Annotated in this window: 3 protein-coding genes and 1 pseudogene; 1 reads left to right on the plus strand and 3 read right to left on the minus strand. The window is 60.2% G+C overall.

What is annotated here, in order from left to right:
• Positions 1-531: 531 nt before the first annotated feature.
• Complete coding sequence (locus tag OS914_RS05580; protein ID WP_267545084.1) at positions 532-3,534, minus strand: RHS repeat domain-containing protein; 3,003 nt, start codon at positions 3,532-3,534, stop codon at positions 532-534.
• A 456-nt stretch (positions 3,535-3,990) separates the two neighbouring features.
• Here OS914_RS05580 and OS914_RS05585 point away from each other — a divergent pair, with 456 nt between their 5' ends.
• A complete protein-coding gene (locus tag OS914_RS05585; RefSeq protein WP_267545069.1) occupies positions 3,991-5,298 on the plus strand; it encodes an ISL3 family transposase in 1,308 nt (435 codons plus the stop codon).
• Positions 5,299-7,474: 2,176 nt separating this feature from the next.
• Here OS914_RS05585 and OS914_RS05590 read toward each other — a convergent pair.
• Together OS914_RS05590 and OS914_RS05595 are read right to left on the minus strand one after the other, a co-directional pair.
• Positions 7,475-7,897: pseudogene (locus OS914_RS05590) on the minus strand (RHS repeat-associated core domain-containing protein); the annotation flags it as partial.
• Positions 7,898-8,261: 364 nt separating this feature from the next.
• Positions 8,262-12,659, minus strand: a complete 4,398-nt coding sequence (locus OS914_RS05595) for an RHS repeat domain-containing protein (RefSeq protein ID WP_267545070.1) — start codon at positions 12,657-12,659, stop codon at positions 8,262-8,264.
• Positions 12,660-13,484: the final 825 nt, after the last annotated feature.

Below are 13,484 nucleotides of genomic sequence, written 5' to 3' on the forward strand. Positions count from 1 at the left end.
TGTACGCCAAAACTTATGAGTTGGGGAGCGGTTTATCCCTTCGGAGAGTTCGTTGCAGCCGATCGAGCAGGTCATCAAAAATATCTGAGTATGCCGCGCGGGCTTTGGCGGGGTACCTCCTTCGCCGGTTGGAATCCCCCTACCGCGCAACCAATCAGTAGGCCAGCACCTCCAAAGCCGGCAGTGTAAGTATCGACGACGGTTCCTGGAGAATCCTCGAAATTATAGAATTCGAGTGGGTCAGAGTTGTTGATGGGGTCGTTGGCGGCGTAGGCGTAGTGGTTGGCGTTGGCTGAGTCCAGGGGCACCCATGAGTTCATTCAGGACGGTTCACTTTCCGGATCTCTCGGATTAGCATCGCAGAGTTGGCTAGGCCGGCGAGGAGAGCAATTGAACCAATGAATATAAAAACAGTTCGCCAGTGAGGACCGTTGGCAACAATAACTCCGCCCCACATAGCGAGTGCAACGAAAGCAGAAGTGATGGTTCCGAGAACATAGATTATTCGGTTGTTTCGCGTTTTTCTCACTATCAACATCCTCCTTGCGCGTCACAGCCATACTGTGCACCGGCGCCGGCTATCCCAATCCAGAAGTTAGCGACGGCAAATAATCCTGCACCAACAGTGACCTCAGGTGCGAGTAGAACTCCTAGCCCCACTACCCCGGACACAAGGGCAACTCCCGCAATAACGTCGAAGATATTAAAGGTTCCGAGTGGGTCGGAGTTGTTGATGGGGTCGTTGGCGGCGTAGGCGTAGCGGTTGGCGTTGGCTGGGTCCAGGGGGTTGTCGAGGGTGTCTTGTTGGGTCCAGCGGCCGGTGGTGGGGTTGTACCAGCGGGCACCGTATTTGACCCAGCCTGTGGTGCGGTCTTGGATGCCGTCTTTGAAGGTGTAGGGGTTTTGGGAGACGGCGTTACCACCGGAGACCTGGGTCAGGACGGGCGTGCCGTAGGGGTCGTAGTCGTAGGCGAACGCGACGTAGGGGTCGTTGGTGATCAGGGCGGCGGGGTTACCGGTCCCGTCATGGACGTAGAGTGCTTGTTTCCCTGACGCGGTCCGCAGCATCAACGGTTCCCCGGTGACCGGGTCGTGATCGACGTAGGCGGTGAGGGCGTCTTTGGTGTATTGCTCGATGACGGGCTGACCCTGGGCGTCGGTGCGCCCGTAGGTGACCTTGTAATCGCCTTGGGGAGTGGTTTCGGAGAGGACTTCGTTCTGCGACCCACCGGCGTAGGTGTAGTTGTAGGTCGCCCCGCCCTTGGTCACGGTCGTCATCTGCTGCGCCCCGTTGTAGGTGTAGGTCCCGTTCGGGTCGGCGGTGAGGTTCCCGGTCCCGTCGTAGGTGTACCCGGTGCTGGTGATCTGGTTCGCCGGGTTCACCGTGAACGACTGGCTGCTGGTGACACTGCCGGTGGTGGTGGCGGTGAGACGGTTCCCCCGGGAATCATAGGTGTACGTGTACGTCGCCGGCGAGGATCCGCCGGTGATCGCGGCTTTGGTCAGTCTGCCGGCCTGGTCGTAGGTGTAGGCGGTTGCGGCGCCGGTTTTGTTGTCTTTGGCCCACTGGATTTTGGACCGGTCCGTCGACGCGGTGGTCGGGCAGGTCGGGGCGGTGGTCCCGGCGGCGTGGCAGTAGGTGAGGTCCACGACCGTGGTCAGGCCGGCGGTAGCGGATTGTTCCTCGGCCAGGACGCCGGTGACCCGGCCTGTCGTGTCGTAACTGGTGCGGGTATGCGCGGCCCAGACCGTGTGATCTGGGTTGGTGTCCATCCAGGTGTCTGTGCGCCGGCCCCGGTCATCAACACTGAACGCCAACACCCGGGGTGTGCCCTGGTACTGGTACGTCATGGAGGACGGGACGCCGGAGGCGTCGAACGCGTACGTTGTCGTGCCGCGGGTATCCGTGGTGGAGGTCAGATTCGAGGCCTTGTCGTAGCCGTAACTGATGGTTCCGCCGCCGGCCGTGTTGGTCCGGGAGGTCAGTCGGCCCAGTTGGTCGTACCCGTAGGTCGTGGTTCCGGAGGCGTCGGTGCGGGTGGTGACCTGCCCGTTGCCGTTATAGGTGTAGGACAGGGCCGGTGTCCCGTCGGAGTAGGTGGTGCCGGTGAGCCGGCCGATGGTGTCGTAACTGTAGGTCAGGGTCGTGCCCCTCCCGTCCGTGGCCGTGGCCGTCCGCCCCCATGCGTCGTAGGTGAAGGCGCGGGAGGTGAGGGTGCTGCCGGTCACGGGCGTGACCGTGGTCAGCTGCCGGTCGGTGTTGTAGCCGTAGCTGGTTTTGTTGGTGCCGTTGCCGGGGGCCAGGGCCGTCGCCACCGTCCCGTCCGTGTTGTAGGTCAGGGTAGCGGTCGCGGCCATCGCGTCCGCGGATGTCAGCGTGTTCCCGGCCCCGTTATACGTGTAGTTTGACGTGTTCCCGGAATCATCGGTGGACGACGTCGCCAGGTACTTCGTGCTCGCGGCCGTGTTCCCGTAGACCGCCTGCCCGGCAGCACCGCCGGGAGAGGTGCTCTTGGTCAGGGATTGGCCGGTGTTCGCCCCGTACGTGTTCGTCGTCGTGCCGGCCGTGGTGCCCGTGCCCTGGGTCGCGGTCAGCGTGTCGAAATCACCCGTGTACGTTTTTGCCTGGGACCGGCCCATCGGATCCGTGACCGCGGCGACCCGCTTGTCCGCAGTGAGGGTATACGTGGTGTGCGGGACCGAGGCCACCGCCACGGCCTGATCGGTATTCGGGCCCGCGACCAGGGTTTGCGTGTTCGACGGGTAGGTGAACCGGATGGTCGAGTTCCCCGGGGACCCGGCGGAGGTGTTGGCCTGGGTGATGGAAGTCAGGCGGGAACTGTACCCGTCATAGGTCAAGGTCATCACCGCCCCGGTCGGGGCGGTGATTTTAGTGACCTGCCCGTTGACGGCGGTGAACGTGGTGGTTTTCCCGTTCGGGTCCGTGTAACCGGTGATGTCCCCAGTGGTGCCCTTGGTGACGACGGCGGTGCGGGTTGTGGCCCCCGTGGACTGGGAGAACGTGATCGCCGTGCCCACATACGCCGGACCCGAGGTGACAGTGACCGCCCGGGCTGGCGTGGGTCCCCTCGTCCCGGTTACCGTTCCCGGGATCCCGTTCGTCGTTGTTATGAGGGTTTTGTTGGTGTTGCGGTCACTGATCGAGACCGGATACCCGTCCGTGTTGAACTCCACGACCGTGGCGCTGGTCCGGGACGTGATCGTGTACCCGGTGCTGGTTTTAACCAGGTCCGCTTTCGTACCGGCCGGAGCGGTGAACGCCGTCGTCGATCCGGTGACGGGGGCGAAAATCACGGAGTAGCCATCCCCTGCCGTCCACATCACCCCGCCGGTGACGGTGGAGAGGCGGCCGGCGCCGCCGACGTTGAAGCCGAAGCCCTTCGGCAAGGCCGAGGACGCTGGCGCCGGGCCCGGCAACGAGTTCCCGACCAACCCCACACCGACATCACCCTTGACGCCCGGGGCTGCCAGGCCCGCCAGGTTCAGCATGACGTTTCCGGTGCCCACGTCCACGCTCAACCCAACCTGATCCGTGACCGGGACCGGGAGGCGGGTCGCTCCCGGCCTGGACCCAAGAACACCGTGACCCGTGCTATCCCCGCTGGGTAGTGCCGCGAACGAGGGCCCGGCCAGGCCTGCCACCAAACCCAACGCCAACACCCCGGCGACCGTCGACCGAACCAGAGGCGCCATCCCCGGCCCGCAATCATGGACGTGTTTTTGGCGCGGCCGTGTGCAACATCAAAACTCATGATTCCCCCAATAAGAGACCCAGCGAAGAGCTGATGAACGTGACGCTATACCAAAAACCATCCATTGCACAGAGCAAAAAGCGGCTCTTCAGAATTGAGAGTGTAGTCAGCGTTGCCGCGTTAGGAGTCCGTGGGCGGCAGGTTTTTTCGGTTGAGGTGAGGGCCTTGGGAGAGAATCGGATTGTCTAGATCGTGATTCCTCTACCGCAAGGCCCTCGTGTTCCACGCTACCTTCCATAGCCCTGACCTGACCACATTCTGCCGCCTCGATGAGCTCGGACTCGAGGCCACGGGACAGTACCTGAGCGGTGATCGGGCCGTCCTGGCCTGCCGTGTTGTTGATCCGGATGACTGGTGCCGGAACTGCGGGAGCCAAGGCATCCCTCGGGACACGGTGACTCGCCAACTGGGCCATGAACCCTTCGGTTGGCGTCCGACCACACTGCTGCTGAGAGTGCGCAGGTACAAATGCTCTGGGTGCGGGCAGGTGTGGCGGCAAGACACGTCCAAGGCCGCCGAATCACGGGCGAAACTCTCCCGCCGCGGGCTGCGGTGGGCCCTGGAGGGGATCGTGTGCCAACACCTAACGATCGCCCGCGTTGCTGAGGGCCTGGGCGTGAGCTGGAATACCGCGAACAAGGCCGTCCTGGCCGAAGGCAAGCGTGTGTTGATTGATGACCGGCACCGCTTCGACGCGGTGAAAGTCATTGGTGTTGATGAGCATGTTTGGCGGCACACCCGCCGTGGCGACAAGTACGTCACCGTCATCATTGACCTCACCCCGATCCATGATGGCACCGGCCCTTCCCGCCTGCTGGACATGGTCGAGGGCCGCTCAAAACAGGTCTTCGCCACCTGGCTAAAAGCACGCCCACAGCAGTGGCGGGACGGGGTTGAGGTCGTGGCCATGGACGGGTTCTCCGGGTTCAAGAGCGCAGTGGCCCAAGAGCTCCCCGACGCCGTCCCGGTGATGGATCCATTCCATGTCATCCGTCTGGCTGGGGAGGCGCTGGATTCGTGCCGCCGACGCGTTCAGCAGCAGACATGCGGTCATCGAGGGCGGGCCGGGGACCCGCTGTATTCGGCTAGGCTGACGCTTTATACCGGGGCGGATCTGCTCACGGACAAGCAACGCCTACGCCTTGAAACCCTGTTCTCTACGGATACGCATGTAGAAGTTGAAGCGAGCTGGGGAATCTACCAACGCATGGTAGCCGCCTACCGGGAACCAGACCGTGCCAAGGGGCGGGAGTTGATGCAAGCCGTGATCGACTCCGTCAGCACCGGCGTCCCAGCAGCTCTCATCGAACTCACAACACTGGGGCGGACGCTCAAACGACGGGCAGAAGACGTACTGGCATACTTCGATCGACCAGGTACCTCCAACGGGCCAACTGAAGCCATCAATGGCCGGCTCGAACACCTTCGCGGTTCCGCTCTCGGCTTCCGCAACCTCACCAACTACGTCGCAAGATCACTGCTGGAATCCGGCGGATTCAGACCGAAACTACACCCTCAATTCTGAAGAGCCCAAAAAGCTTCACATATCAAAAGCAACTACTCAGATAGTTGCTCCCACGACTACCCCTTCCGCTGGCCCGGGAAGCCATGTATTATCCCGTGCAATATGCCCTTCCATGGGAGGAGCCCGAAACGGGAAGACCATTAAGGAGTTCCTGACTGCTCACATCGATTTACTCTCAAATGAGTAAAAACTCATTTGAGAATGAAGGCGCGATACCAGGCGACAGCTGAGAAAAGTCGAGGATTCACCATGCCTGAAGCCGCTAGCTTCATTGGGCTTGAGGTGTTCCCCGGGGCGTGGTGTTAGGTGCCTATGAAGGGTCGAACGCACCCAAGCAGGCCGACAGGCTGCCCGCGAATAGGTAGGGTCGGCGGCCGCAAACGTGTCATGTCGGACTCTAAGATCAGCTGCGCACGAAAGCTTCTCATCCAAGGCAGACCGCCCAAGGAAGTCGCCGCCAGGCTCGGGGTTTCGGTGCCCCCGCTGTACCGCTGGGTCGTGGCCAGGGACCCTGAAGCAGTTGCAGTCCCGTAGCTCGGCCTTGGTGCAGACGACTGTTGAAAAAATGCGGGCCCGGTTTGTGGTCGTCCCAGGTGGTGCCCATGGGTAAGATCACGGCCCTGCCCTCGAAGCAGGTTCATTTGGACGGCCGGCAAATACAGGCCGGGCCACTTCCCCATGGACCAAGACACCGCGGCCGTCCCGCCCGCCGGGGAACAAGGGTTCTTTTCAGCAATGACGACCATGGCCGGCGGTGCGCTGCCACCTTGGCCGGGCACCGGAACCTGCCGGAGGGGATGGGTTTTCAGGCGTCTGGGGGATTGACGCTGAGGTGCTATCCGTTCTGACACCACACCTACCGGGCGCCGCGCACGCCAGAAACGATACCACCAAGACAAACCAGACCAGCACGAACACTAAAAACAGTCTCTGAACTGGCCAAATGACTAATCTACTGTCCAGCAGCTATAGCGTCATATGAACAGTGAGACTAGAATACAGGTATGACAGCAACCCCAGCCCAACTGATCATCTACGCCAAGCCGTCCGGCTGCTTCGGCTGGACAGGTCGATGCGGGATGTCTGTGGAGTGTCCCGACTACCGACCGATTTCAGGACGCCAAATTGTCTCTCAGTGCATGCGCTCGGCGTTCTCGCGCGGGATGCCGTGCGCGGCCAGCGCGTCGAGTTGGGACTGCAGTTCCTGGGTCAGGTGTGAGGAGCGGGCGTAGCCGATGCGGATGTCCGCGGTCGGGTCGGTCGCTCGGGAAGGGTGCCGGCAGTGGAGTTCCCAGCCTCCACGCTTGCTCGTGAAGGCTGAATAATAAGTTCTATGCAGAATGAATCTTGTTATTTCTTCTTCCGCAAATACATTCTTATTCCAAGAATAACTATTATAATGGCAAACACTCCTACGCCAACAAATGCCAGCGTTGGATCGGTATTATTCCCAAAATTCGGTGATACGGCTTGCATGTTTTCCTCTCCGGTTATAACTTACGCTCTGTACGCAGCCCTGAACGGTAGCGGAAAGTATGCCGAGGTCAGCTCATGAACGAGAATGATGGAGATGCGCCCGATCCCGCTGCTTGAGCCGGCTCAGGCTGCTGAACCGGCTGTATCCCAGACGCTAAACGCTCCAAGCACGTCAGGATTGAAACCTTCAGGATGAGATCCGAGACCCGCGACAACACCCGTCAATAAATCGAAAAAGAACTTCATTCTGACAGACGAGAAGGCACCAGGCCTGACGCCAAGGTGGGGTACACGTCAAACTGACGGCGGCTCAAAACACACTTTCAGGAGACCCGGGGGCGATTCAAACCCGACACTCACGTCCGTCCTCCCGGCCAGGATCCCCACGGATGTCCGCCCGATCCGAAAACGACAACGGCCTACGCCCACCAGCAACTCCTCTATTCAACTAAAGTGTTGCTTCGAGGGTATGACACCGCCGAGTATGTGCGTTATTTTAAATTCAGAAAGCTGAATAGGAAACCCGAGCCGATACTCGTCAAAATCATAATCCAGAATATAATCCAATTCTTTCTGGGGACAACTTTCGAGTCCCACATTCGATGCTTTAATGTCGGTTGAAGTAGAAAGGGAAATGCACCTAAAAGGAGTCCCACGCAGAGTAGTCCAAGCAGCAAACTCATGATTCTCTTATCGTCAATTAATTCTTTGGAAACGCTTTTGACAACAGACCGCCAAGGCCTCCAGTTATACCGCCGACAACGGCTCCCGTAAGACAGGACCCTCCGACGTCTGGGCTGGAACCGTCAGCCCCACTGGAGATTACCTCGCCAGCAATACCTGCCGCACATCCGACGGCCAGTCCGGCAACGAATCCGAGAGGCGTGGATTTGGTCAGCAAGCCGATCCCAAATGAACCAGCAGTTCCTATAACGCCGTCGACCGTGTTGCCAAGAAGATCTCCCAAAAAGCTCAAACCAGTACTGTCCGAGTTGTTGATGGGGTTGGCTCCTGCGTAGAGGTAGGTATTGGCTTCTTGTCCGCTGGGGTCGGGTTGGGTGAAGCGGCCGGTGGTGGGGTTGTAGTAGCGGGCACCGAATTTGGTGTAGCCGGTGGTGGTGTCTCTTCCGCTCCCGGGCTGCGCGTCAGGCCAAGCCTAAATTCGCCCTATCTACCATGCCTAGATACGAAGGGCCGCATTCTGAAAGGCCCTTAATCCTAGTGACGCCCTGCAATTGTTACGTGCTCTCGCCGCTACGCGGAGGGGCCCGAGGGGGGAGACCGATTATGGTAATTAACCCAAATTAGTACAATTGGGGCACCAATTACTCCACTAAGGACCCCACTCAACAATGCGGATCGCTCCGACGATATGAAGGTAATCAATATAACCACCGGAATGGTGATGACTAAGGTGACCCCAGTGGCCAACCAGGCCTTACGTACTCTTCGTGCGTTCTCTGGCGTGTCACTCATATGCTTTCTTTCTAGCTAGTGGCGGCGTTGAAAAGGGAACCGGCCCCAACCGCCCCCGTGCTATAAGCTATTCCCGATCCGCACGCGGTAGCAGTGTCTTGGGGAGATGTGCCATTGCCATCTATAGCGTTCGCCGTCCCTGCTGAGATTGCTCCACCTAAGCAACCGCCAACAACAGCGCCTGCAGCGGCTCCGCCAAGTGGTGATATAAGAGGGCTAAGGCCAACCGCCAAGGGAACTCCTATTAGGGCGTCTACAACTCCACCGGCTAGTGCACCAACGATAGTAGCAAACGGGCTGGCTAGTCCGGTGGGGTCGGTGTTGTTGATGGGGTTTGCTCGCGCGTAGAGGTAGGTGTTGGCTTCTTGTCCGCTGGGGTCGGGTTGGGTGAAGCGGCCGGTGGTGGGGTTGTAGTAGCGGGCACCGAATTTGGTGTATCCGGTGGTGGTGTCTTTGTATCCTCCGGCGTATTGCCAGGGGTTGTTGTTGGCTTGGGTGCCGGTGGTGGTGGTGTTGCCCCAGGAGTCGTAGGTGTAGGTGGCGGCTTTGGCTTGGGTGCTGTCGGTGAGGAGGATGACGGAGCCGAGGGTGTCGGTGGTGTAGTAGAAGCTGCCGGCCGTGGTGCGCATGCTGATCACGGCACCGGCGGGGTCGCGGATGAAGGCTGTGGTTGCGCCGGCGGTGGTTTGGGTGGTGATGCCGAGGCTTCCGTTGAGGAAGTTGGTGTTTCCGGATGTGGTGCGTTCGTCGTTGCGCTGACCGGCGTAGGCGAAGTTCGTGGTGCTGCCACCGGTGGTGGTGGAGGTGACTTGGTCGAAGACGTTGAACGCGTTTGTTGTTCCGGCACCGCCGCTGGTGGTGTTGCCGTTGCCGTCATAGGTATAGCTGGTTGCACCGGTGGGTGGGGCGCCGCAGCTGCCTGTTGAGGCCGCGGTCCAGCACAGCTGGTCGGCGGCGTTGTACGCGGAATAGATGCTGGGTTGGCCGGTTTTGGTGGAGGTGACCCGGTTACCGTTTTTGTCGTAGCCCCACGTTTCGGTGGTGGTTCCCTGAACGGCGGAGGTGAGCCGGTTGAGTTCGTCGTAGGAGTACGTGGTGACTGCGTTGGTTTCGGTGGTGGTGGTCTTTTTCAGTGATCCATCTTTACCGGTACCACCGGTGGTGTAGGTGTAGGCGCGTTTAGCCAGGACGGTACCGCTGCTGTTGGTGGCGGTGATTGCCGTGGTGCGTCCGGCATTGTCGAACGTCGTCGTGTTCTTGACCCCATTGGGGTACGTCGTGGTCGTGCGGCGGTTGTTTTTGTCGTAGCCGAAACCGGTGCATTTGGTGGAATTAGGGAAGGCCGGTGTGGCCGGGCAGGACCCGCCGGGCTCTGCCAGGGTGGTCAGCCGGTTCGCGCCGTCGTACTTGTAGGCCACCGTCCCGGTCGGATCGATGAAGGTGAGGATATTTGAGGCACCGTCATAGGTCAGGTTAGTGGTGATGGTGCCGGTTGTTTTGCTGGTGGCCCGGTTCTGCGCGTCATAGGTGTAGGTGGTGGTGCCGGAGGCATCGGTGCGGGTGGCAAGGTTGCCGTTAGCGTCGTAGGTGTAGGTGACGCATGAAGCGGCGACGCAGCTGGAGCCGTAGCGGGTCTGGGTCAGCCGGTCGTTGGCGTCATAGGTGTAGGTTGCGCTCTGGTTTTTGCCGTCCTGGGTGGTGGCGATGCGTCCGGCAGCGTCAAAGGTGTTCGTGACGACGCCTAAGGGTGCGGGTCTGGTTAGTGTGACCGGGTTGCCCTGGGAGTTGTACCCGTGGGAGGTCGTGTTGCCCTGACCATCGATGGTGCGGCACAGGGATCCGGGTTTCGCACCGCAGGTCGTGCCCAAAGTGTCGTCCTGATAGTAGTTCTTGATCGTCCCGGTCAGCCCTGGTTTTGTGGTGATCGAGGGCGCGTGGGTGTTCGCGTCGTAGGCGACGGTCGTAGTTTTGCCTTCGCTGTTTGTCGCTGTTGCCGGTTGATAGTTCGATAAGGGATCTCCGGTGGCGGAGGAGTAGGTGAAGGACACATCTCCTCCGGATCCGCCTGAGGCCCCGGCCGGGGAAGTGATGCTGGTGAGGTTGTTGTTGGTGTTGTAGGCCGAGGTCGTCAGATCACCTAAGCCGTCAGTGGATGAGGTGCTGTTGTCGTGTTTGTCGAAGACGCCGGAGACTACATTGCCGTTGGGATCCAGCACGGAAGTTACCTGCCGGGCTGTGTTGTAGGTGTAGGTAGCGGTTTGGCTGTTGGGGTCTTTCAATGTTGACGTCGTCGCGTTGGGGTAGGCGGCGGTCCAAATGCTTTGGGCGCTGGTACCGGAGCCGTAGGTGATTTTGGTGGTTTTATTGCTTGTGCCGTATTCAATACTCGTCGCTGTGGTGCGCCCGTCCGTGTAGGAAGCGAGCTTCCCGGCGGCCGTGTAGGTGAAGGCCGTAGTGATACCGGTCGCGTCGGTGACCTTGGAGAGTCGTCCCTGCCCGCCGTTGTATTCAAAGGTGACCGAGCGGTTCAGGGACTGATCGGTGATCTTTGAGGGCTGGTTCAGGTTCCGGGTGTCACCATAGAGGTAGGACACGGACCGGCCCTGGGTGTCCGTTGTGCCCGAGAGGACGCCATTGGTATAGGTGTAGGAGATCGTATTCGGGTTATTCAGGTTAGCGTCGATTGAGTAGGCCAGGGAGTAATTCGCCCCGTCATCGGTGTAGACGTTGACGACACCGGAATCGTTAAAGCGGATCCGATACTCGTTCACCCCGGGATTAGTCAGGGAGGCGTTCATTCCCGGCGGCATGGTGTAGCCGCCGCCGGGAATGGCGGTGAAGGTGTACCAGCCGCCATCGGGAGCGGTGTACGTCACGGCTCCGGTGCCGGGGTTGACCCGCAGAGCTGACTCGATCCGGCCCACGTTCAGCGTTGGGCGGGCGTCGTTGAGGCTGTTATACCGCCAGGAAAGGTTCATGTCCTGACCGATGCCGCGTACGTGCATCAGCCGGCCGGTCAGGACGACGTTGCCGTTGGTCGGATTCCAGGCGAGACCGGCGGAATCGGAGAGTTGATGGCTGACCATCGATGCCGCTCCCCGCGAGCCCGAGGACGCGCCATCGGTGCCGACGGCCGGAGGCAGGAGGTGGGCGTTGGTGAACCAGCCCTGAACATCAATACTCAAATCAGCCGGGGCGGTTCCCAGGTTATGAACAATGATCTTCCCATCCGTGGTACCTGGCCGGACAACAATGACGTTGGAGACTGCGTCCGCTCCGGTATGGTAATTGACCTGGCTTTGCGGCTGCTCGGCCTCATCGGAAGGGTAGACACGGAACCACCCGGTGGTGGGGGCACCGGAATTGAAGGCGGTGATGTTCATCGTGACACCGGCCAGTTCCGCGGACGCGGCCGGAAGCCCGTTGACCCCTGCCACCTGAACGGCGACGGTCCCGCCGGCAGGGATGGACTGGCCTGGGCGGCTGTCATAGATGCGGCTGGCGAGGGAATGATAGGTACTGTCGCTGGCCTGGCCATCGAAGTATCCTTCAACATCGATAATCACATCTACGGGGCTGGTGCTATATCCCACCCGGAACGACACCTGACCGGCGGCGTTCATATCCAACGTCGTGCCAACACCGGTGGTCACTCCGCCACGGAAATGCAGTGGTGTGACCGGATCAGCAGCCCCACCCGGGTAAGGGTACAGGGTGGGGGTCAGATTCGCGGGGTCTTGACTGACGAGGATGACATTGGCGAACACCGCGCCCGCGGTATTAGGGATGCCTGCCACGTTTTTCAGGTTCACTGTTTTAACGTCCCCGTCGACCCACTGACCGGCCGGGATGCCCGTTCCGTTACGGCTGTCGATGACTCGGCTGCTCAGAATCGGGACGTACCCGCCCGGTGCTGGTACGTCACCGGTAGTGAAATAGCCTTGGACTTCAATGACGTAATGCTGGGAAGCGGAAGTGCGCAGTGCGATCTTTCCGTCTGTCCCGATTGGAACAATGGAGGTGTTGGAGAGAATGTCGCCATAACCGCTATAGAGGTTCGTCGTCTGCGTTGTTGGTCGATCGGTGTTGGATGCCAGCTGTGTCCAGCTGTCTGTGGGCGCATTTATCGCCGTCAATGTGACGACGACGGCCTTGGCTCCCGTGGACGGGATCCCGAGCTGGCCCAGAACCTGGATGGAGACCCACGTGTTCGCCGCGACCGGTCCCGCCACCCCGCCGGCCCCGTCCCGGGTGTCTACCAGGCGCCCCTGTACCGGAACGAAGACACCGGATTGAGTGGGCGCTGCGCTGCCGGCAGGAAGGGCCGCAGGTGAGATTGCCGCGGGCTGAACCGCAGCGGGTTGGACGGCGGTAGCCGTAGTGGCCTGCGCGGGGGCCGGAACAGTCATCCCGTACAGAGAGAGGCCAAGGGCCAGCAAACCTGCAGGGACTAGCCTGCTGCGGGTGAGTGAGAGACGGGGAAAAGGGCGCGTTATAGCGCGGCGGATATTAGTCATCCTTGACCAGGTGCTTCCTACGAAAGACGTAGGGAGCGGCCTACCCCAATGCCCCCCAACATCAACTGATGTGATAAATCAGAGCATAAACGCAGCCAACGGCTATAGCAAAACAAATCTGGTAACTTAAGTAATTCCTGTTATTCGCTTACCAAACCGCGGATCGAGCCGATAGTACCCATGGGGTTACTACGGAAGAAACGGTGGAACAGTCAAAGCCGAAAATGACAAATTGCTTGAATCCTCGGAGTCTGCAGTAGCCTAATCCGGCTTCTCGGCCGGAGCCGCCGGTCGGCCTGTTCAGTGCTACTTAGGGTACAAAGCTGAGAATGGTAATGGGGCCTTGAGGGGCCGCATGTCAGGTATTTGACGCGTCGATCCGAGGCTTTGCGTAATACTTGGGATTTGCGAAATAAGGGTGCGCGGCTGCCGGAGCATATGTATGGTACGCATCGGCCAACAGATAGTAGATTTCAGGCCACGGACCGTGTACGTGGATTTGGGCGGGATCGGGTGAGGTCAGGAGGACCGCACCGCGCCATATTTCATCGGGTAGAGCCTCCACCCAAGCTCGCTGGACGTGACTAAAATGGCTCTTCAGAATTGAGAGTGTAGTCGGGGCTGCCGCGTGAGGAGTCCGCGGCTGGAGGTTGTTTCGGTTGAGGTGAGGGCCTTGGGAGAGAATCAGATTATCTAGATCTTGATTCCTCTACCGCA

The organism is Arthrobacter endolithicus, assembly GCF_026627425.1.
GTDB lineage: Bacteria > Actinomycetota > Actinomycetes > Actinomycetales > Micrococcaceae > Arthrobacter_M.